The following is a 22,466-nucleotide window of genomic DNA, read 5'->3' as shown; positions in this document are numbered from 1 at the left end:
ATCACAGAATCACCCCTGCATGTGCGGGAAGAAGATCTTGCCAGCTGGCGTATTGCCGCCTGGCGTGGGATCACCCCCGCATGTGCGGGAAGAAGTAGGCGCTGAACCGCCTGCAAGGCTCTCCTTGAGGATCACCCCCGCATGTGCGGGAAGAAGTCCTCGCCTACACGCTCAATCGCTTTTCTTGCGGGATCACCCCCGCATGTGCGGGAAGAAGGAAACGTACAAAGAAATTAATGGGATTATGCGAGGATCACCCCCGCATGTGCGGGAAGAAGACTAAAGGATCCCTATATTACCGGGCTTTCTTTTTTAAGTAAGCTGGAAATTTATTCACTTTGGAAATGAGCTCAGCCATTAATCTAACATCCTCCAAGGCTCGGTGGGGGACTTTTTTATTGATCCCGTAACTCGCTATAACTGTTTGCAATTGATAATTTTTTAGGAACATCTTCTCCTTTTTGATAATAGTTTTTAAATCAAGAATTGGATTAGATAAATTCTCCTGTCCCATATTTTTCAATTGCTCATTAATAAAACTAATATCAAAATTGATATTGTAACCGACAATAACTTGACCTTCAATAAATTCAAGAAGATTTGCAAGCACTTGCGATTCATCCTTACCGTCTTCATCTAAGTCTTTCTGGCTAATCCCTGTTAGTTTTTGAATTTGCTCAGGGATTTTCTTATTAGCGATCAAAGAATGAAAGACATTCTCTTCTGCCCCCTCTATCTTTAGAGCACCTATTTCGATCATCTGATCTTTTTTAGGATCTAGTCCTGTTGTCTCAGTATCGAGGATAATATAGCTAGGTACATTGACAGAGTTTGGTCGTGAGAATTTCCTTGCTTTGCGAAACTTACTGGCATTACTAAAGCCTCTTTGTTTGATATAAGCTCCCTTGTCCTCGGTCTGAGGGAGCAAGACAAGCGGGATACCTTCTAGTTCGATCATCTGACGCGAGGTATTATAGGATTCAAAACGATAGCCAATTTCATTTTGGGCTGCATAGGAAATCGTTGCTTCTCCATTGCCTACGTTTTCTTTCACTCTTTCCCATAATTTATCACGAATGCGTCGATTAAAGTTGCCCACATAGACCCCTGTTGAAATTTCCTGCATCCATTTAGTCAAGTCTCCCCTTAGAGAAGCTGGAGTCTTTGAGAGGGTGATTACGGTGAAAGGCATCAATCTCCCTCCTCACCGTAACTAACCCCATAGCTCACTAATTCTTCTTTATCATCCCAGAGGCCAAAGTTTTCTGCAATGATTTCCTCTTCTTCAGAGATATCTAGCAGGACTTGGATATCTTTTACGATGCGCTTCATTAATTTGCCATCAACCAAATTATCTCGGAGTCTTAACCGCATCAAGCGACCGATATCATCCTCAGCTGTATATTCACTGGCAATCTGGAAGGCCAAGGGAATCGTATATTCTGCTTTGTAAAGGTCAGCAATATCATAAACGAAAGCTTTATCATGCCCCGTATGGACAAAGCCGAGGCCTGGAGATAGTCCTAAAGCTACCGTGATACTGTGGACTAAACCGTAAAGTGAAACATTAGCCGCTGATAAGGCCTGGTTGACTACATCGCCGGCTAAGAAATCGTCAGGATTGTACTGGCGCTTGTCCCAAGGAACGTCATACTTATCGGCATAGTAGCGATAAGTTCGCCGAACCCTGGCACCTTCACGGCCACGTAATTGTTGCATGGTTAGCTTGGACACATCCTCATTATCGAAACGCATTTCATACATCTTACGAGCAACAGCTAGCCGCAAGCGGCGATTGGATACATACTTAGCTTGCCGTTCGAGTAAACGCGTGGAATGGGCAAGAGGCCGTCCTCCTGCATAGAAGCGGACGCCCCGTTCCCCCACCCAGACCATCGAGGTTCCGGTATCACCAATCAGCTCAACCGCCCGGTGGCTCACATCTGTACCCGGGCCTAAGAGCAGAACGCCAATCATGGCACAGGGTATCCTGACAACACCCCGCTTATCCCTTACTGTAATGGCGCTATCGATGCGGTTGATCTTAGCATGCTCAATATAGATGAAGCTGACGCGGTCCCCAATCCGAGGTAATTCTTGGAGTTCGGTCTTTTTAGCTCCCAATTTTTTATCCATCTTTAATCCCTCAACGGAATGACAGTCATCAGGCCGAAGCCATAAGCTTTTTTCTTACCAAAGCCCTGTGTTAGCGTCTTAATAAATTGTTCTTTGTCTGCCACAGTCAATACACCCTCGTAGGCCACTTGGATGAGACGCAAGTTTCGCTGGCCGGTTTTTTTGACAAGAGCGTGCTTGCTCTCCACGATTTTGAAATCCTCTTCTTTTAAAAGAAAGCCATTTTTTTCTGATCGGTCGAGTAAGAATTGACGCTGGTGTTCTTCTGTCACATGGGGCATCACACGCCCACGTTCGCCCTGTTCGCCAGAACTTTTAGAAATTACTGGATTCAAAGTGACGCGAAAAGCTAGACGCATCCCTTCTTCAATCTGACTCAAAAAAGCGTCATAAGACTTCGTTTCAGCAGAACCTGGGACCCCATAGCGCTCTAATTGGCCCTTGTCTGGCTTTTCTTCACTTACAAGCAACAAATAATCTTTGCCCTGCAAGCGGTCTAAGCGCCAAAGTTTTCGACTTCTTTCGCCCGATTCGAACTCTTCGGGAAAGCTCCGCTCTACCCAATTGTGGTAGGCTCCTGCATGGGTCAAATCTTTAATTTTTTGACGGTTGTGACTATCGATCTGTACACGTGAAAGATACATCTTAACCTCCTAACTCGCCAAAAGCATCATGTTCGGTTTCCTGGACCAAGCTGGGAAGCTCGATTTGAAACTTAAGTTCCCGCCGAGTCTGAAAGTGACGGTTTTGTTGGTCAAAGGATACCACCAAATCTTTTCGCCATTGTTCTCGTTTGGCGCCTTCTATTAAACCTGCATCGGCATAAGCATCCAAAATCCGGCTGTGCTGCCTTTGATACCAGGGAGCGGCTTGCCAGTCTAAGCTTTGTAGGGTCTCCACTGCTCCCAAATTCGTTTCCGCAACAATAAAATCTAAAGGAAGAGGTAAAGACCGGTGCCCCATATAAGGCTGGAAATAAGGCTTCTTTAATGCTTGGGCAATCTTTGCCATAAAGTCATTATCCGTATGAGACAAGGCGACTAAGAAAACTGCATCCTCGAGGTAATAGCGATTAGTCACATACGTTCGATCCGGCTGCCCATTGGCCTTGTACTTATGAGCCGTTTGATAGTCGCGCCTCAGCCCACCTTCTTGGTCAATCCGAACCGCAAAATCGACTTGATTGAGGGCTTGGATATCCTCTGTTTGGTCACGCCGGTAGCCTAGGCTAGCGGCTAATAAACCGACCACCCCTGATTTCGAAGGATACAAGTCCGTATGGCGGCTTTCGAAATGAGACTGCGTTCCCCAGGACTGCAAAGGGCCAGCAAACTTCAAAACGATTGATTTCACCTTACTCACCTGCTTGATCTAATTGTTCGGATACTTGCTGATCCATAGCTTCCTGAAGTTGGCTTAAGGAATCCACTGTCTGTACATGGTCGAGATCGCTCTCTTCACCATCAAGATTGAGATAGAAAGTTGCGATAGCTGGGTCTAATAATTTTTCTGCCTTGTTCACTTCTGCTAGCAAACGGTCAACGGAAGGTTTTACAAAACCATCCTCTGCTCTAACTGGAGACTCGAAAGCTGATACCAGGCTCAGTGGTCGATCGGACCGTAGAGAAACAAGGACTGCCTGTGGAATCGTTTGGTTAGCAAAAGTATTCACCTTGCCAGTAGGTAAAGAGTTGAGGAAGGCCTTAAGGAATAAGTTTAAGCTTCGTTTAAGGGTTTCTTGGTCACCGTCTAATTGCTGAAGGAATTCATGGACAGCCACATCCGCATAACGATATAAGGTGGATGAATTAAACTCGATAGTCCCTAACATACCAGCACCCACATTGTCTTCTTTGCCAAAATCATCAACGGCAGTATAGAAGTCAAATTCTGTCTGTACCGCATGGGTCGAGATGGCATGAGCGATCTGGGAGGAAGCATCCTCATTAAGGGAAGGATCGTCGGCCACCATCCGCCCAAATAGCGCAATATCAATAGCTGGATTGTCTTTTAAGATAGCTTTCAATTCTTTCTTATCCGTTACCCCATCCAGGGCCGCTTGGGCTAACTTTTCTGCCTGCAAGTCGCCCAAGAAGAAGAGGGCCTTGGCGCGTTGGTCCTTAGTTTTTACACCTGCTGCATTGATGGTTTTATCCGCTAGGTCCATCGCCTCTTCGAAGTCCATATCTGCTGATAAGTCTTGGATTTTATGAGCAAGATAACGCACAATTTCTAAGCTTCTTATCCCAACATTATCGAGGGCGCCAAATTCTTTAAAGTAGTCCCGCATGGCTTTCTTCCAAGCTTGTGAACTCACTCGAGCCCGCTGTACCCCACCATATCTGGCGGTCTTCGGACTCCCCGTATCATCCCGGTTAATATTGGATGGAGGTAGAGTTTGGATGGCATGGATATCTAAAAACAAACGTTGTTTAGTCATTGTCAGTCTCCTTTTCTTTGTCCGCTTCTTTATTTTGGTAGCTATAATAGGCTTTAGACCAGCTTAAACGCAGGCCTTCGATATAAGGTCGGTCATGTTTAAAATCATAGCGGTCTGCTTTAACGTTATAAATATCTCGGCTTAAGCCGCCGAAATTAACCGGTACTTCTGCTTTCGTCTTGGACTTGAGCAATTGCAGCATTTGTCGCAAATGGTACTTGAATTCTTCATAAGTTGTTGCTGTTATCATGGCGTTAAAACGCTGGTCAGTAGCTGCCTTATTTTCTTCATTTCTTCTGAGATAAGCTAGCGAGTGACCAAAATTCTTGCGCCGATCAATTTCCTCCGTCCAAACTGCTTGGTCTTTCCCCTGTTGGTAGAGGGCATAGAGCTGGAGAGTAAATAAGATGGCTTCTTCCTGATCAGTTAAGGTCGCGCTTTGACCCAAGTAGTCATCTGGTAAATTTTCAAAGAGGAAGGGCCAAACGTCAACTGTTTGACTCATCTCCCGTCCAATAGAGTGTCTTAGGTTAGCTAGGCTTGCCTTAGTTGCTGGCTTGTCTAAACTATGACTAAGCTGGTGTAAGAGGTGCTCAGTCACTTGCGACAGCCTTATTCTTTCTGCCATGTCATACCTCCTTTAATCCTTTCAATAAGATTCGAGAAAACTTATTGTGGACAGTTGCAATATTCATTACTTCTTTATCTTGAATTATCCCTGTATAATCGCGCGGACCCGCCTTAGCTATGATCTCATTGACTTGCTGGTTAATCAAGTCGTAGAGACAATCCTCCCAGACTTTAATCTTTTCATTTTTAAATTCATATAACTCTAAAGAAAGCAACCAGTCTCTGAAGGGCCGATCGATCCTAAAGTAAACTTCTTCAATATTCTGATTAATAAAGCCATAATACTTAGGATCGTCACGCTTAATGTTTCGAATTTGATTAATATCTTTAAGAAAATATTGGAAGTGAATTTCAACCATCTTCTTCGTCTTATCCACTGTGTCATTGATCCGCGGCATCCAAGCGCTCTCATCGACATCGATCAGGACAAAGGAGCGGATATCCAAACGGTCACAAATCTCATTCACTGGGACCCAGGAAGTAGCATTGCCGTCATCCTCCATACTTACTGCGCGCAAGCTAATGACTTTTTCACCAATGATTTCCTCTTGTTTATTTAACCACTGGATGATTCCCGGCTGCCGCCGCTTCTCATCTTCAGCATCCGAATCTGGTAGAGCCAGTAAACCGAAAGACCGCCAGATAGCTTGTCCGGGCCGATGCTTGCGTGGGGTAAAGTATCCCTTGTTCTCCCCTGAATCGTTATAGCGCCAAAGAGTCATAGGCTCAAGGAATTGATTAGTGTGTCTAAGGTCTGGCAGCTTCACCACCTGACATTCGAAGGGCTCGGTGAGATCCGTTTCTGGGTCGATATAGATAGCCCGAGACCACAGGGTGTAAAGTTCAGCTAGGTTGTCTGGATTGAATTTGCTGAAATAGCCTTCAAGGTTTTCAGCGGGGCTATACTCCCAAGCTGGCTTCTGCTGTTTGCCCTTATATCGACGATCAGAATGAACAGCTATGCAATTTAAGAGTAAGGTTTCTAATAAATTATCACCCTCTAGATAGATACCACCAATATCAAAAAGCCAACCTTTAGAAGCCTTATATTTCTCTTGACCAAAGATCACCTTATCGGAAAGGCCGATATAGCCCTGCAGGGTAATTAACCAGCGAGCTACTTCACTTGCCTTAAGGATTTCTTTATTTTTTTTAGCCGCATACTTAGGCGAGAAGAGAGCTACCTTATTCCCACTCTCTGAAATCAAGCGATTGATATTTTTCCCCGACAGACTAGAAGCCTTCTTCTTACTGATCTTATCTTCAGAAATTTCATCCGCCGTCACCTGCATAAAAGGATAGCGGTCATCAAAAAGGTAGAAGCGGTCATGCCATTGGTCTAAATAGCTAAAAACTGTTTGAGGAAGTTCCTTATCTTGCCAAAGTTTACGCCAATCTCTTCTTAACGTTTTATTCAGTGACTTTAAATCTGCTCGATTTTCAGTATCCCAATTATCCCGATAATGCGGTCTAAGTTCACCGTCGAGATCAAAATGATCAAAAGCAGTCTGTAGGATCGCTAAAAGAATTCTCAAAATCGCAAAATTTTGAGTTTCTGTCTCTCCAGCTAGGCGCTGGTAGAGGTGGGCATTCTGAAAAACTTCTTTCAGTGAGACTTCCTGGTTTTGTTCTTCTAGATCGAGAACCTTGATCCAGGCTTTATCAATCAAATTAAAGCGACTCATTCTTTTCCTCCTTTTCCATGCTTAAACCAAATTTTGGACTATAAGTTAAATGATAACCATGCAGGCTAAAGCTGTTGCTATCGTCTAATAAGATGCCTAATTGGCCCTTTAGCCAGGGGGAGTCTTGCCAAGCTCCAAATTGTTTGGCAGTATAAGCTTCCAAGACTTGGATAACGTCATCGATATTGTAACCCTTGCTTAGAATACCTGGTAACTTTATAGTCTCTTGGGCTAGCCTTTTAGCTATCATTGAATCTGTAACTTCTCCTGAAATATCACGTTCTTCACCTAAGAAGCCGTATCCTTCAGGCAACTGCTTCAACAAGATCACTTCAATGGTCTCATCACTATCCCGGACCTGAGCATAACCTCCCGCTTCTGTCTGGTCTGGACTAGCATTCTTCAACCAACCGACCAAAGAATCTTCGTCATCTTCATCGTCCTCATCTTCTGTTATTAGTAAATAGCTTTCAGCTTTTCCTTCTTTTTCATCTATACGTTCCGCTTCCTTTTGCTCAGCCTCTTCAATAGTCGTTCTTAACTCATCCGCTAAGTCAAGGGGCGCATCGCCGTAAACCTTCTGCACCAAGGGCGAGATGTCTCCAGGTATGTCTAAAACGTCCGGTAAAAAAGCTTGGGTCCGAATCAATAGATTTTTCCCATAGATACTTTCGGATCCCTTATCAAAGTCCAAAGTCTCTGACAAACCCATAACATAGAAACGAGCTTCTTGGTGTTGGGCAGGTCGTTGGATGGCGTGACGGTGGAGCCGTCCCATCCGTTGAATAAGCAGATCCATCGGGGCTAGATCACTGACCATAACATCAAAATCAATATCTAAGGATTGCTCAATCACCTGGGTGCCAATAATGATCTTCTTGACGGGTCGGTCTGCCCCCTTACCAATTTCTTTGAGGAGCTGGCGCTCTTTTTGTTTGCGCTCGGTCGCAATGAAAGAAGCGTGTAAGACATCGACTAGGTCATCCCCGTAGCGTGCTGTACACTTATGAGCTAAGTCTTGGGCCTTTTTCACCGTATTGACTACAATACCCACCACACCTTCGCCGCTCAGCCAGTCATCCAATTGATCAAACAATTGCTCTTCTTCAAGTGGCTGAATTTCAACGGGATGATTTTCTTGGGCTTCAAAGTCAGCAAATTGCTTGATCGCCTTGCCATCTGAATAGGTAACCAGGGGATAGGCATCTTCTAGCAAACCGTCTTCTGTCCACTTAATTTGCTCACTTGCATCCCCTCTCTCTTGAAGATAAGATTTGACCATCTTTTCGCGACTAGCAGCAGGCAGAGTCGCAGAAAGGATAATGACCGGAACACCGTAAGCCCCCATTAAAGTCAATGCTTGATTGAGGTAGACATTCATATAGGCATCGCAGGCATGAACTTCGTCAATCACGACAACCTTTTTACTAAAGCCGAGGTGGCGCAAGGCCAGGTGCTTTTGCTTCAAGGCATTCAAGAGGAACTGGTCCACTGTGCCTACCACAAAGTCATCAAGATTGGAAGTTTTCCGCCCTTTAAACCACTGGTTGACCGTCACCGTACCTAAACCGCTTTCGCCATCAATATTAATATTCGATGCTAGGCTTTCATAATCTGGGTTAAGCGCCGCCTTGCCATGGACAAGTTGGAGCGAACTATCTTCCATATAATCATCACTCACCCGCGATAGCCAGTGTGATATCCGGGGGAAAATACCATCTGAAGTTGCTTGGGTCGGTAGCCCAAAGAAGATCCCACTTCGCCCTCGACGGTTAGCCAAGACTTCCGCCCCAATAAGAGCTGCTTCTGTCTTCCCTAAGCCCATGGGTGCTTCTAAAATAAAGATACCTGGGTCTTCGACACTCAATAACAATTCCGTAAACTTGCGTTGAAAATCTCTGGGCACAAAATTCTGCTCACTATCCGGATCACCCAAACGATCATCGTAGAGCGCATCAATCGATGAAATTTTCTGAAAATGTATGGGCCTAGTTTTAAACCAGCGACCAAAACCCGAACGAATCCTTTGCTCTTGATCAATCGTCACTGGATCATTGAAGTCAACTAAGGGGAAATAGTGCTCATTACTTGCAATCCAATCTGCCATAATCAACAAACCAGAATAAATCACCTGACCATTCTTACTAATCTTTGGCAGTGCCTCTACACTGTCAAAATTAGAAAAGGCCAAAGCCCAATCTAGGAACTTCTCCTGTTCAGCCTGCCAAAGTTTATAAATTGGATGTCTCGGATCAGGAACTTGGTAATAATTTTCTGCATAACCCCGCTGATCTTTTAAGGTCTTTGCTTCAGATACAGGTTTGCCATGGTGGCCGCCAACAATTGAGGCAATCCCTCGGTTGACACCTAGACTCTCAAGAATAACTTGGCCGACCGTCGCATGGGGAGTCCTTCCAACATCTCTAAAGATCGTATCGCTTAAGCCCTCAAAACCTTCATATTCTAACTGTTCAATCAATTGACGATCTAAATCGGGAGAATTGCTGAAGCCTTTTTTAGCTTGAAAGCATCCAGAAATTTTTCCTCCGTCATGGACCGCACCCAAGAAGACCGCCACTTGTTTGGCGATCTTCTCCTCTTGAATACTTAGCGAATCCGTTAAGAATTGGCGCTGACCATCACTCAGCCAATGCTCCCAAAGCAAGCCCGACACTTGAGCGGTATCCAGAGCGTGCTGGCTGAGCGGCAACCATAGATAGCGTCCATCCTCTTCTTTTTTCTTAGCCCAAAAAGCTGGGTTAACTGTTGTTTGAATCCTTACCCTCTCCTCTCTTAAAAAACTAGCTAACCCCTGCTAACGCAGGAAGAAAAGATATTACCTAATCCATTTAAGGATCACACCTGCTTACACAGGCAGAAGTTAGCCCTATTATCTCATTTAAAATCTTCGAATTCAATTTTGTAGAGTAAAACTAATGACAAGAAAAAGTTAGCTGAAGGATAGCAACGTCCTTGTTCCCAGTTAGCAATACTTCCAACTTGAACGCCAATTTTGTCAGCTACTTCTTGTTGAGTCAAACCCATATCCAAACGACCCTTTCTTAAAATTTCACCTATCCGCATCAAAACACCTCTTTTTACTTAATCTATTTAGTTTTTATCTTATACAAACACTATAACAAGGACAAATTTATTTTTCAACCTAAAGATATTGAGGGACGCAATTTACAAAATCGTTCCAAAATTTATCCGCTTGATAAACCGAAAAGTACACCTACTTGTGTGAGAAGAAACTAGATTACACCTTATCGAACCTTTATTGGAAGCTGCCTGCTCACAAGGGATGATGAAAAGAGTGTGAGAATTTAGAAGTTTATAATTACCCCGATTAGCTTATTTATGTTCATCTTGTCTATCTTTCCATGAGTCATAAGCAGTACTCCCGACGGTGAAGATAACCACCGCTACAAATAAGATTAATAAAACTAATGTGAACGTTGACATATCTAGTCTACCTCCTATATTCTGTTATAATATATGCACCAAAGAAGCTAGAGGCTCCTCATAGTACTAAAGGAGCTTTTATTTTATATTTTTAAGCATTATAGAACATACTCTTTCTTTTACGTACTCTGATTGCACGGAAAGGAATTATTTTCTTCCGTATTTCTTTTCATCCTTAATTGTTGAATAAACTGTTAAACCTAAGGTAACAACGGTGGATAAAACTAATAATGCTAGTAAGACAATTGTAACTGTTGACATAGTTTGAACCTCCTACACTGTGTTATAAATAGAAGTGACAAAGGGGGAGCTATTACCTCCGCTAGTACAGAAGAAGCTTTTAATCGTTCAATTGGGCTTCTTTTTCTTTTGGGTCATTTTCTATTCTTAACCTTCTTGCTTCTTCGTTTATTTTATTATCTTAAGCTCTCGATCCAAAGATGTAAGCTTTGACATGCGCCTTAACGATTGAGACCACTCACTTGCGCTAGAAGAAGATATCTAATCTTATAGGATCTTCTCACTTCCGAGGACCACCCCCGCATATGCAGGAAGAAGAAAAGAAAGCGATCAAACCAGGCTTCTCATTTGATCCCTGGGCCATTTTTATGCACTTTGAAAAAGTCTATCCTACAACCTACTATAAGCCATCCTAATCGACTTATCTAGAGAAAAGCATTCAAAAATAAAACTCCTCAGTGCTATGACTCAGGAGTTTCTATTTATTCATGGTCATCAAAGATGCTCCCTGGAAGGACTTCTACCAACTGGGTGTTATCCTGTGATTTCACCACTTGCATCAGGGACTGGTAGTCGAATGGCACTTTACGGTCAGGGTTATGAACCTCAGCTAGGACACAGATGCCAACACAGCTTGCATTGAATTCTTTGGTCATACTTAACATTCCGGTGATCGTACCGCCACCATTCAAGAAGTCATCAATAATTAAGACTTTCTCGCCTTCTCCCAAGCTGTTCTTGGTGAGTTCCATTTTTTCAACCCGGCTCTGGCCTTGGCTGGCATAGTTGATCGATACCGTTGCTCCCTCTGTTACTTTAGAATCCCGGCGCACCATGACGAAGGGGATATTTAAGTACATGGAGACAGCCTGGGCGAGCGGAACCCCCTTGGTAGCGATGGTCATAATAGCTGTCGCACCGGCTTCCCGATAGCGACTAGCGATGATTTGCCCGATCAGTCGTAAGTGGTCGGGGTCTCCCAGAATATCGGTCAGGTAGAAATAACCTCCCGGCAGGATGCGATCATTATCCGTCAGCTCCTGGCAGAGGGCTTGGACTCTCTCCAGGGCCTGGTCTGGGGCAATGCTCGGACGAAAAATGACCCCCCCGCTTGCACCAGCAATCGTTTCAATGCTGCCGATATTAGAATTTGGAAATTCCTTCTTTAAGATGGAGATATCCTCAGATATGGATGAACGCGCCGATTGAAAACGTTCAACAAAATATGACAGAGAGACTAGGGTGTGGGAATGGGCAAGTAAGTAATGGGTCATTGCAATTAAGCGGTGGCTTCGATTAAGTTTCATATCAACCCTCCTTTCCGGTCAACTTATGATCGTCGTTTGGACTTCTTATTTTACCATAAACGCGACAGACTTCGTTAAGATTTAAGAAAATAATTTTTCTCGGGCTTTAGCCCAGAGAGCTTCCAGCGCTTGAAAAAGATGGCCTAAACTGGCGGCTAATAGCGGCACGAGCAGAATAACATAGGGATAAACATACTGGCTCTTGCCCTCCCAGAAGGTATGGAAAATAACCCCGCCCATAAAAAATATAATGAGCACTGTCATTTGGGGATACTTGCGCACGAGGAAGAGCACAAAGACTAAACTGCCCCCGTAAATCAAGAAAATCAGCCCCTTCATATAGTGGAAGGAGGCAAAATATAGTTTCCCAAAGCGGTAGAGGGACAGCATGGGCTTTTTAGCTGTCGTCAGTTGGTTTTCTTTAAATTGAGGGCCCGACCAAATACCTTGGAAAGTCGGTTCCGCCCAAATACTAGCCCATTTATGGACAAAGAAGGTCTTGGCGTATTCAGGGCGCTCCTTGAAGTAGTCAACATTCGCCTGGACTCTCTGCCGACCAATCTCTTTGGTCTTCTCTTGGTCGAAACCCGTCCGCTGGAAAGGCTTGAGGGCCTTCTCATCATACCAACCAGGGGCCTTTGACGTATTCAAGGGGTCCGTCCCCATGGCCAGCCACAGCTCAGTTGGACTTCCCGGCCCCAAGTCGAAGCCATGAACCTGGCGATAGTAGGTCGGGACGGCTTCTTGGCCGACAGGAATGCTTAGGGCTAAGACCCCAACCGCTAAGAGATAGCGCCAATTCCTCTGCCTGAAGAAAAGCACAATCTGGCCCAGAATTAAGGCAATCACCCAAATTAAATAATTCAAGCGGAGCATTAGGGATAGAGCTGTGAAGACAAAGGTCAAGATCAAATAGAGCAGGTGTTTCTTCTCCCCGTATTGGATAAGGGCCCAATAACCTGCTAATAAGCAGAAAAGACCAGGGATTTCTCCATAGGCAAAGCGGATAAAGAAGAGTTGCGGGATAAATAGAAAGGACAAGACCAGGCTCATCAAGACCATCCCTTGTTTTTCCTTAAAATAATGATCACTGATCCGATAGATACAGTAATTAATCCCTAAAACCTGGAATAAATTGGCAACGAAGAGGAAGATCACCTGGTCTGAGAAAGCCCCGAGAATTCGCTCATAGAGGGCCAAGCCCATTTGATAGGGATAGTTATACATATAGGCACCAAGCATGGTGAAGGCATAGTTCTGATCAGCCATCATCTTACTTACGTCATAAACTGCCCGAGCATCTGCCCGCAAATGAAGTGCTCCGTTCAAGATCAAATAGAAGCCTAGAATGAGATACAGCACAGCTAGAAACTTAAAGACCTGTTCTGCCCGCAGGCGCTCTCTCAATAAGTATACAATTAAGAGGATCACTAAGACCAAGCCAACATAGGGCCAAAAAAGCGGACTCGGCGGATAGAAACGGACGACTTCACGGCCGTACTCCTCCACCTGGGCACTGAACTGGCTATTCAAAAATAATATGCCCAGCAAAAAAATGCCGGCAATCAGCTGGACACCCGAAATCGATAATTGATAGATAAATTGACTCAATTTTTTCACAAAAGCAGCACCTCTAGTTCCATTTTCGCTAAGAAGCATAGACCTATTATAGCTAGTTTTCAAGCTGGCGGTGTCTTTTTTTCCTTAAAAAATTTTAAAATTGGAAATTCTCCTGCTTGCTTGCAAAAAACTTGCATCTTCAGGCAAAGTGCGTTATAAAAGAAGCAGATTATATCAGTAAAGGAGCTTTCCAAAAATGAAAATTGCAATTGGCGCTGACCATGGTGGCGTTGACCTCAAGGCTTTAATTACCGACCACTTAGAAGAACGCGGCATCGAGGTAGTCAATTACGGAACAGACAGCAGTGAGTCCGTCGACTATCCTGATTTTGCCCATGCGGTGACCCACGCCGTCCAAGAAGAACGTGTGGACTACGGCATCCTCATCTGCGGGACTGGCATTGGCATGTCCATCACAGCCAACAAAGAAAAAGGCATCCGCGCTGCCCTCTGCGGTGACGTCTTCTCTGCCCAAGCAACTAAGGCCCACAACAATGCTAACGTGCTCTGCCTAGGTGCTCGAGTGCTAGGCCCTGGCCTCGCCCTCATGATCGTTGACGCTTGGTTAGATGCGGACTACGAAGGCGGCCGCCACCAAAAACGTCTCGACAAAATTGCAGCCATCGAAAACGCTCAAGACTAAGCAAAATAGCTTCTCTAAATAAACACCCACTGGTCAAAATCAACCAGTGGGTGTCTTCATTTTATTGTAGATTAATCACAGCACTAATCCCATAATGGTCAGAAACAATCGGCCCCCTAACCCCGTCAAATTGACTTTGACAACGAGCGACTTCAAAATCATCTGTCATCAAAATCAGGTCAATACGTTGAGATCGGTCTGTATCGGACCAACCTGCAATCCCTGGGCCCATACTATAGTCGCCCTCGCAAACAGCTGCTAGATGGTAAGCATCCCCAAGCCCAGCAGCCTGGGTCAAGCTATAGGATTCGCCTTCAATATGGCTCGGTGCATTGAAGTCCCCCATCAATAAGCTGGGACTTTGGAAATTCTCAAATGCCTTCCGAATACGGTCCCATTCATATTGGAACCCTTCTTCAACCTGGTCCGACCACCAAGATAAGTGGAGGGAGGCCACTTGCAGATCAATGTCAGGGAAATCAGCCAAGATCATCGCCCGCGTCCGATAGTCTTCAGGCTCATCCTCAGCTGATAGGAGGCAGCGTTGGGGGCTAAAAGGCCGCTTAGACAAGAGAGCTACCCCCTCTTCGTATCGATCAAAGCCAATGTGGTTAAAGGCCCAGGCCCAAAAATACGTCAAGCCCTGATCTTCTAAGCCCTTCACCAGGACATAGGCAAAATTATCCTCACGAATGGGGCACTGGTCTTGGCAGGGGAAGAAGGTATCCCCCACTTGATCAAGCAAGGGGCTTTCTCGCAATTGATTGACTTCCTGTAAGGCAATGAAATCATAGTCTTCTTGAACAATATGGTCAATAATCTGTTTGATTTTCACTTCTTGTTGGTCTTCAATCCAGGAGTGGCAGTTCAGGCTGAGTAATTTCAATATGATTTCCTCCTAACAAGAGCAGAAGGACTGGCAGAGCCAATCCTTAAGCTTTTTTATTCTTTTTCAATGGCATCAAGGTGAACATGACGATCTAAGGCGTCTTGAACATCATTTTTAAGGTTGTCGGCTTTAGGGCCATAAACGGCTTGGACCCCTTGTTCCTTGATAATGAGGCCCATCGCCCCAGCGTCTTTCCACTGTTTCTCCGTCCCCACTAAGTCCGTATCCTTCACCGATACTCTCAGCCGGGTCATGCAGGCATCAACGTTATCGATATTATCTGATCCCCCTAAGAGACGGATGACTTGGTCAATTTGAGCATCGCCCGACCCCTTAGGATCCGCACTAGCTTCTTCCCCACTGCTAGTCTCTTCTGGGTTGGCATTCTCGTAGTTCCCCATCCGACCTGGCGTAGCATAGCCGAAGCGTTTGATCATGAAGCTTGCAATGAAATAGGTCAATACCGCAAAGACCAGGCAGCAAATAATGAAATTAACCAGGTCCCCTAGTAGGCCGGCATTGATGATCAACGGTGTCCGAGTCAACAATTCAATAACGCCGAAAGAATGGACGCGCAAGTTAATGATATCTGCCATGGCAAAGGCTACACCTTGGATGAGGGCATAGACAATGTAGAGCGGCATCGCAGCAAACATAAACATGTATTCCAAGGGTTCGGTGACCCCGGTCAGGAAGACCGCAATAGCAGCCGAGAGGAACATGGACTTGTACTTGTCGCGTTTATCCTTATCCACATTGCGGTACATAGCCAAGGTTAAACCCATCAAAATCCCCATAGAACCAATCATTTGTCCAACCTTGAAACGAGCCGGCACGAAGTTTTCGAGCAAATAATGAATTTGGCTGGTATCCCCGGCCCGGCGTAAGTTCATCAGATCAGAAGCCCAGGCCAACCAGAGAGGGTCTTGGCCGAGAACTTGCTGACCAGCTTGAGCGCCAGTTAAGATCTCATAAGTCCCGCCCAATTGAGTATAGTTAATGGGAATCGTCAACATGTGGTGGAGACCAAATGGTAAGAGCAAACGTTCCAAGGTCCCGAAGAGGAAGGGAGCCAGCACTGGCGCCGTATCTTGAGAATTGGCAATCCATTGACCGAATGAATTGATCCCCGTTTGAATCACCGGCCAAATAAAGGCAAGAATGATCGACACAATAGCTGACCAAAGAATCACTACAAAGGGAACGAAACGCTTGCCGTTAAAGAAAGACAAGGCATCAGGCAGCTTGCGATAATTGTAGTACTTGTTATAAGCATTAGCACCAAGGAAACCCGCAATAATCCCCACAAAAACGCCCAAGTTAAGGGCAGGCGCGCCGAGCACATTAACAAAATAACCATTCACCGGAATCTCTTGACCAAACAAGGTATGGGTCACCGCTTGGCCACTAGGGTCCAGCAACATATCCATTGTCACCCCAAAGATAGACCCTGTAATCCGGTTAATCAGGATAAAAGCTGTGACAGCCGCAAAAGCTCCCCCTGCCCTTTCCTTGGCCCAAGAACCACCGATTGCCACAGCAAATAAGAGGTGGAGGTTGGAAATAATCGCCCAACCGATATTCTCAATCACTCCACTCGTCGTAATTAACCAGGCCCAGTCAGGATTAATCAATGGCAAGGCCTTCCCTATACTAATCATTAAACCAGCTGCAGGAATAACGGCAATAACAACCATCAAGGCTTTACCAAATTGTTGCCAAAAATCAAAAGAGAAAATTCTCTTGATACTGTTCATCATCATCCAACTCCTTATTTTAAAATTTTGGCTAAGTTAACGAAATCGTTTTCATTGTTCGAGCAAAGTATAACACTCCCCCATTTTTTTGTAAAGGTATATTTTAAAACGATTACATAATCAAGGGTGTGAGCAGTTGCGTTCAGATTTGAATGACTGGAGCCCAAGCGGAAAAGAGCGGCTTTAGCCGGTCGTTCCGCTTGGGTGAAGTCACTTCAAGTTTGCAACTGTGAACCCAACTAATCAAGGGTGTGAGGGCGCGCGGTTAGAAGTGGACCTCTGGAGCGAAGCGACAAAGAAGACTGAAAGTCTTCGGCGGTGCTTTGTGAAGAGGAGCCACTTCTGCGCGACCGAACCCGACTACACCAGGGTATGAGGGATGGCGGTCAGCTTTCGTTCACTGGAAGCAGTTTTACCCTAAGCTGCCTACTCATTAGAGATAAAATCACTCGTCACACATTGGTAGATATAGCGTTGGGAGTGAGCATCTTCTGCTTGAGCGAGGACTTCTAGAAGTACCTGCATGGCTTGATAGCCCAAGTCTTGGCTGTGGAGATCAAAGTAGGGATAGCCCTCGATTTGGCCCAAGTCCGGATCACTGTAGGCTTTAAAAGTTACCATCCAAGATGGATCAAGTCCTGATTGCCGCATAGCTTGATAGGCACCTTCTGCCAATAGTTGGTCAGCAAAAACAAAGGCATCAAAGTCTTTTTTAAGGAGTTCTCGACGCGCTAGCTCATAACCGGGGGACTGGAGGAAGGGCAAATCATTATAAATCACCTCTTCTGCTAGGTCCAACCCTGCCTCTTCCATGGCCCGGCTGAAGCCAGCCAAACGTTCCTTAACGAACTGCTGCTTAGGATCGCCGCCAATAAAGGCAAGTTTCTTCGCCCCTCGCTCAATTAAGTGGTGGGTGGCCTGGTAGGCGATGACCGGGTTATCATTGTCGACCCGGTTCACATCGATTCCGGGCAGATTACCGATCACGACCAAGGGACAGTCCTGGCTAAGAGCGAATTGCAAGAGAGGATCTTCACGGCTAGCATAGAGGAAAATGAGTCCTTCCACTTGCTTACCGAGGATCATATTCTGAAGATGGTCCAAACGCGCCTGGTCACCCTCCCCTGTCGATAAGAGGAGAGCATACTGGGCCTGGCTTGCTGCTTCATTAATCCCTCTGACAACTGTTGGGAAGAAGGGATTACGGTAGAAGGCATCACTAGCCGCCGGGAGGACAATCCCTACCGTCCGTGATTTGCGGCTGGCTAAGCGTCGAGCATTATAGTTGGGATAGTAGTGGAGGTCAGCCATTACCTGGCGAACTTTCTCCTTGGTAGCTTGGCTAATAGATGGGTTATCAGCAATCACCCGGGAGACCGTCGAAGGAGCAACCCCTGAGGCCTCAGCGACATCTTTAATGGTTACAGTCATATTCGACACCCTTTCTTTTTATTTAAGAAAACGTTTGCGCTTATGGTCTAAGTTTACTATAATGAGTTTGTAAACGCCATCATATTATCAAAATTTTAGATTGGGAGGCTTCTTTATGGAAAGAACAAGTGGGGTTTTACTACATATTACATCCTTAGCCAGCCCCTATGGCATCGGCAGTTTCGGCCGGGCTGCATATGAATTTGTCGATTTTCTAAGTGCGTGCAAGCAATCTTACTGGCAGATCTTACCTCTGACCACAACGAGTTACGGGGACTCCCCCTACCAATCCTTTTCGGCCTTTGCCGGCAACACCCATCTGATCGACTTCGACCGTTTAGTTGAAGCAGGCTACCTAAAAGCTTCCGATCTCGAAGATCTATCATTTGCTAAGAATCCGGAAGTCGTGGACTATGGGCGCATTTTCAAGGCCCGCCGTCCTCTCCTGGAAAAAGCCGTCGCCAGCTTCCAAAAAGCTAAGAAAGACAAGAGCAGAGACTTCAAAGACTTTGTCCAAGCTAACCAGGATTGGCTGGAAGCTTTCTGCCAGTACATGACCGTCAAAGAATCCTTCGACTTAAAGGCTTGGTACGATTGGCCAGAAGCCTACCGGACCTACCAGGTTGACCAAGTCAAGGCCCTCTGCCGGGACCATGCCGACCGCTACAACTACCACCTGATTACCCAATACTTCTTCTTCAAACAATGGGAAGCTCTCAAGGCCTACGCCAATCAAAAGCATATCCAAATCATTGGCGACATGCCGATCTATGTGGCCCGTGACAGTGTTGAAATGTGGACCCAGCCGGCTATGTTCAAAACAGATGCCAATAAAGATCCCTTGACCGTTGCGGGAACGCCACCCGATAATTTCTCAGATACTGGCCAGTACTGGGGGAACCCGATTTATGACTGGGACTATATGGCTGACCAGGGCTATCAATGGTGGATCCAGCGCATGGCCAAGAGCTTTGAAATGTACGATATTGTTCGCATCGACCACTTCCGCGGCTTTGAGTCCTTCTGGGAAGTGCCTTATGGTTCTGAAACAGCCGCTTCAGGCCACTGGACCAAGGGACCGGGCCTAAAGCTCTTCAAAGCCTTAAAGGACGCCCTTGGTGACCTAGCAATTATTGCTGAAGACTTAGGTTTTATGACCGATGAAGTCATTGAAATGCGAGAAGCGACTGGCTATCCCGGAATGAAAATTTTACAATTTGCTTTTAACGGAAAAACAGACAGCTTAGACTTGCCACACCACTATTATGCCAATACAATAGCTTATGTAGGGACCCACGATAATGAGACCGCACGCGGTTGGTACGAAGAAAGCGCTAACCAAGCCCAACGCGATCAAGTGGACGCTTACTTAAATCGAAGAAAAGCCGAAGCAGCTTCCCATGCCCTCAACCGGGGAATCGCTGCTTCAAGCAGTCAAATCGCCATCTACACCATGCAGGATTTATTAAATCTGGGCAACCGCGCTCGGATGAATACGCCCTCCACCATCGGTTGCAATTGGCAATGGCGCATGGCAGAAGATGCCCTAACAGCTGACGTTTATGAACAATTGACAGACTTAACGGAAACCTACTTCCGTGCAAATCCTAAATTTAAGTTAGGCACAAGTATTACAAACAAAGGAGACTAACATGCACGCATTAGAACAACACGCTAAGGAGCTCTTCAAGAAGGAACTCGCCAATCTCTCTGACGCAGAAACTTATAAGGTCCTACTTGACTATGTTCAAGAACAAATGGTTAATTCCCCTGTTAATCAAGGGAAGAAAAAGCTCTACTATATCTCAGCTGAATTCCTAGTTGGGAAACTTCTGACCACCAACCTCATCAACCTTGCCCTCTATGATGAAGTCAGCCAAGTCCTCGAGGCCAATGGCAAGTCACTCCATGACGTAGAAAAAGCGGAAACTGAACCCTCTCTTGGGAATGGAGGCCTAGGCCGTCTAGCTGCCTGCTTCCTCGATTCCATTGCCTCTTTAGGGATTAATGGCGACGGGATTGGCTTAAACTATCACTTCGGCCTCTTCCGCCAAGTCTTCCGCGACAACCAACAGGCTTCTGTGCCAGATGAATGGCTCAACCATCCGAATTGGTTAGTAAAGACGGAGACCTCTTACGAGATTCCTTTCCGCCACTCCAACTTCAAATCCAGCCTCTACGAGATCGAAATCCCAGGCTTTGAGCAAGAAGCCCATAACCGCCTCCGCCTCTTCGACTTGGAATCCGTAACTTCCGATATTATTGAAGCGGACAGCATTAACTTTGACAAGATGAATATCCCACAAAACCTGACCCTCTTCCTCTATCCGGATGATTCAGACTATGTGGGCAACCTCTTGCGGATCTACCAACAATACTTCATGGTATCCAATGCAGCCCAATTGATTATTGAAGAAGCCAAGGCCAAGGGCAGCGACCTCCACGACCTCTATGACTATGCGGTCGTTCAAATCAATGACACCCACCCAGCTTTCATTATTCCGGAATTTGTCCGCCTCTTAACCAACTACCATGGTTTTGAATTCAAGGAAGCCCTAGCTGTCATTGAAAAGACAGTTGCCTTCACCAACCACACCATCCTCGCCGAAGCCCTCGAGAAGTGGCCCATGGCTTATATTGACGAAGTGGTACCTGAAATCGCCAAGATTATTCGCCAATTGGATGAAGAAATTAGATCGCGCTATCCTGACCAAGAAGCGGTTCAAATCATCGACCAGGAGGACCGTGCTCATATGGCTCATATCGCTATCCACTTCTCCTTCTCAACTAACGGCGTAGCCAAGCTCCATACTGAGATCCTGAAGAATTCTGAGCTCAAGCCTTTCTATAAGCTTTATCCAGACAAATTTAATAACAAGACGAATGGTATTTCCTTCCGCCGTTGGATCATGGCAGCCAATCCCGAGCTCACCCAGTTACTGGATGAAAAGATTGGCCAAGATTGGCATAAGGATGCTGACTTGACAGCTTTTGAAAAAGAAATTGACCAGGCAGATAGCTTGGAACGCCTCCAAGAGATCAAGCACCACAATAAACTGCAACTCCAAGAATACCTGGCTGACCAACAAGGCGTCCAATTACACGATAATGCCATTATCGATGTCCAAATCAAGCGACTCCATGAATACAAACGCCAGCAAATGCTTGCCCTCTACATCATCCACAAATACTTGGATATCAAGGCAGGCAATGCCCCTAGCACACCGATTACCATCCTCTTCGGTGGCAAGGCAGCCCCAGCCTATACCATTGCCCAGGACATTATCCATCTGATCCTCTGCTTATCTGAATTAATCGCTAAGGATCCTGATGTGAGCCCTCACCTCCAAGTTATCATGGTTGAAAACTACAATGTGACCAGTGCCGAGAAGCTCATCACAGCAGCAGATATTTCAGAACAAATTTCCTTGGCCTCCAAAGAAGCCAGCGGGACTGGTAATATGAAATTCATGCTCAATGGTGCCCTCACCATCTGTACCCTAGACGGGGCCAATGTTGAGATCGCCGAACGTGTGGGTGAAGACAATATCTACGTCTTCGGTCAAGACAGTGAAACCATTGTCAAGCTGTATGAAACCGGCGACTACCACCGTCACTTAGCTGACTACTACCACCGTGAACGCATCAAACCTTTAGTTGACTTCATTGTAAGCGACGAACTCCTAGCGCTCGGCCAGCACGACCGCCTCTACCGTCTCCATGAAGACATCAAGTACAAGGACTGGTTCATGGCCCTCATCGACCTCGAAGAATTCATCGACGTCAAAGAAAAAGTCTACGCCGACTACGAAGACCAAGAAAGTTGGACCAAAAAAGCTCTCACCAACATCGCCCAAGCCGGCTTCTTCTCATCCGACCGCACCATCCAAGACTATAACGAAGACATCTGGAAAATCTAAAAAGGGTGTGAGCAAGAACGTTTAGCTTTGGATGCTTGGAGTAAGTCGGAATAAGGGCAAGCACCGCTTGCACGTTTCCGACTTGCGAAAGCACCCCAAAGCTGCTCTTGCGAACCCAACTAAAGGGTGTGAGGGCTAGCGGGAGAAATAGACCTCTGGAACCAAAAACCAGAGAAGGCTGAAGGCCTTCGACGGATTTTGTGAAGAGGAGCCACTTCTGCGCAACCGAACCCAAACATACTAAGATTAGCTCGAAGGTAAATCGACGGATTTATCTTCGAGCTATTTCTGTTTTTCAGATAT

General features: G+C 45.7%; 16 protein-coding genes, 1 pseudogene and 1 CRISPR repeat array. Of the genes and pseudogenes, 3 read left to right on the top strand and 14 right to left on the bottom strand.

Annotated features, from left to right (window positions below; all coding sequences use genetic code 11):
* Positions 1 to 6: 6 nt before the first annotated feature.
* A CRISPR array of direct repeats spans positions 7 to 278; the repeat unit is 28 nt; unit sequence GGATCACCCCCGCATGTGCGGGAAGAAG.
* Between the two features lie 17 nt (positions 279 to 295).
* The 11 genes from cas2e to QP860_RS04060 form a co-directional block, all read right to left on the bottom strand.
* Positions 296 to 1,192, bottom strand: a complete 897-nt coding sequence (cas2e, locus tag QP860_RS04110) for a type I-E CRISPR-associated endoribonuclease Cas2e (RefSeq protein WP_070618941.1) — start codon at positions 1,190 to 1,192, stop codon at positions 296 to 298.
* Complete coding sequence (gene cas1e, locus QP860_RS04105; protein WP_284912240.1) at positions 1,192 to 2,136, bottom strand: type I-E CRISPR-associated endonuclease Cas1e; 945 nt, start codon at positions 2,134 to 2,136, stop codon at positions 1,192 to 1,194. Before cas1e ends, cas2e begins: the two co-directional genes overlap by 1 nt.
* Before the next feature lie 2 nt (positions 2,137 to 2,138).
* Entirely contained in the window at positions 2,139 to 2,780 is a 642-nt protein-coding gene (cas6e, locus tag QP860_RS04100) for a type I-E CRISPR-associated protein Cas6/Cse3/CasE (RefSeq protein ID WP_070618936.1), read from the bottom strand.
* Position 2,781: 1 nt separating this feature from the next.
* Positions 2,782 to 3,489, bottom strand: coding sequence for a type I-E CRISPR-associated protein Cas5/CasD (cas5e, locus tag QP860_RS04095; RefSeq protein WP_284912239.1), 708 nt, complete (start codon positions 3,487 to 3,489; stop codon positions 2,782 to 2,784).
* Position 3,490: 1 nt separating this feature from the next.
* On the bottom strand, positions 3,491 to 4,576 hold the full coding sequence (gene cas7e / locus QP860_RS04090; RefSeq protein WP_083294375.1) for a type I-E CRISPR-associated protein Cas7/Cse4/CasC: 1,086 nt from the start codon (positions 4,574 to 4,576) through the stop codon (positions 3,491 to 3,493).
* Positions 4,569 to 5,204: a type I-E CRISPR-associated protein Cse2/CasB gene (gene casB / locus QP860_RS04085; protein ID WP_070618927.1), complete on the bottom strand. Its 636-nt coding sequence runs from the start codon at positions 5,202 to 5,204 to the stop codon at positions 4,569 to 4,571. The genes cas7e and casB overlap by 8 nt, the downstream gene beginning before the upstream one ends.
* Position 5,205: 1 nt before the next feature.
* Positions 5,206 to 6,891 (bottom strand): type I-E CRISPR-associated protein Cse1/CasA, encoded by a 1,686-nt coding sequence (locus tag QP860_RS04080; protein WP_070618924.1) that lies wholly within the window; start codon positions 6,889 to 6,891, stop codon positions 5,206 to 5,208.
* The gene (gene cas3 / locus QP860_RS04075) at positions 6,878 to 9,667 is read right to left on the bottom strand and encodes a CRISPR-associated helicase Cas3' (protein WP_284912260.1); all 2,790 of its coding nucleotides are present in this window, start codon (positions 9,665 to 9,667) and stop codon (positions 6,878 to 6,880) included. The genes QP860_RS04080 and cas3 overlap by 14 nt, the downstream gene beginning before the upstream one ends.
* Before the next feature lie 119 nt (positions 9,668 to 9,786).
* Positions 9,787 to 9,975 carry a helix-turn-helix transcriptional regulator gene (locus QP860_RS04070; RefSeq protein ID WP_070618918.1) on the bottom strand — a complete coding sequence of 63 codons (189 nt, stop codon included), beginning with the start codon at positions 9,973 to 9,975 and terminating at the stop codon, positions 9,787 to 9,789.
* Between the two features lie 1,103 nt (positions 9,976 to 11,078).
* Positions 11,079 to 11,903: a pur operon repressor gene (gene purR / locus QP860_RS04065; RefSeq protein WP_284912238.1), complete on the bottom strand. Its 825-nt coding sequence runs from the start codon at positions 11,901 to 11,903 to the stop codon at positions 11,079 to 11,081.
* Positions 11,904 to 11,984: 81 nt separating this feature from the next.
* Entirely contained in the window at positions 11,985 to 13,523 is a 1,539-nt protein-coding gene (locus tag QP860_RS04060; protein ID WP_070618912.1) for a glycosyltransferase family 39 protein, read from the bottom strand.
* A 196-nt stretch (positions 13,524 to 13,719) separates the two neighbouring features.
* Here QP860_RS04060 and rpiB point away from each other — a divergent pair, with 196 nt between their 5' ends.
* Positions 13,720 to 14,166, top strand: a complete 447-nt coding sequence (gene rpiB / locus QP860_RS04055; protein ID WP_070618909.1) for a ribose 5-phosphate isomerase B — start codon at positions 13,720 to 13,722, stop codon at positions 14,164 to 14,166.
* A 61-nt stretch (positions 14,167 to 14,227) separates the two neighbouring features.
* Here the strand turns inward: rpiB and QP860_RS04050 are convergent, their stop codons facing one another.
* The 3 genes and pseudogenes from QP860_RS04050 to QP860_RS04040 all read right to left on the bottom strand — a co-directional run bounded on the left by QP860_RS04050 (position 14,228) and on the right by QP860_RS04040 (position 18,243).
* Positions 14,228 to 15,052, bottom strand: coding sequence for an endonuclease/exonuclease/phosphatase family protein (locus QP860_RS04050; protein WP_284912237.1), 825 nt, complete (start codon positions 15,050 to 15,052; stop codon positions 14,228 to 14,230).
* Positions 15,053 to 15,129: 77 nt separating this feature from the next.
* A pseudogene (locus tag QP860_RS04045) lies at positions 15,130 to 16,812 on the bottom strand (PTS transporter subunit IIBC); the annotation flags it as partial.
* Positions 16,813 to 17,238: 426 nt separating this feature from the next.
* The gene (locus tag QP860_RS04040) at positions 17,239 to 18,243 is read right to left on the bottom strand and encodes a LacI family DNA-binding transcriptional regulator (protein WP_070618904.1); all 1,005 of its coding nucleotides are present in this window, start codon (positions 18,241 to 18,243) and stop codon (positions 17,239 to 17,241) included.
* 115 nt (positions 18,244 to 18,358) lie between these two features.
* Between QP860_RS04040 and malQ the strand changes: the two genes are divergently transcribed.
* Together malQ and QP860_RS04030 are read left to right on the top strand one after the other, a co-directional pair.
* Complete coding sequence (gene malQ / locus QP860_RS04035; RefSeq protein WP_070618901.1) at positions 18,359 to 19,894, top strand: 4-alpha-glucanotransferase; 1,536 nt, start codon at positions 18,359 to 18,361, stop codon at positions 19,892 to 19,894.
* A 1-nt stretch (position 19,895) separates the two neighbouring features.
* Positions 19,896 to 22,163 (top strand): glycogen/starch/alpha-glucan phosphorylase, encoded by a 2,268-nt coding sequence (locus tag QP860_RS04030; RefSeq protein ID WP_284912236.1) that lies wholly within the window; start codon positions 19,896 to 19,898, stop codon positions 22,161 to 22,163.
* Positions 22,164 to 22,466: the final 303 nt, after the last annotated feature.

The organism is Aerococcus sp. UMB1112A, from assembly GCF_030230715.1.
Taxonomy (GTDB): Bacteria; Bacillota; Bacilli; order Lactobacillales; family Aerococcaceae; genus Aerococcus.
Note: the sequence above shows the minus strand (reverse complement) of the source record. Positions and strands in the feature narration are given on the sequence as shown.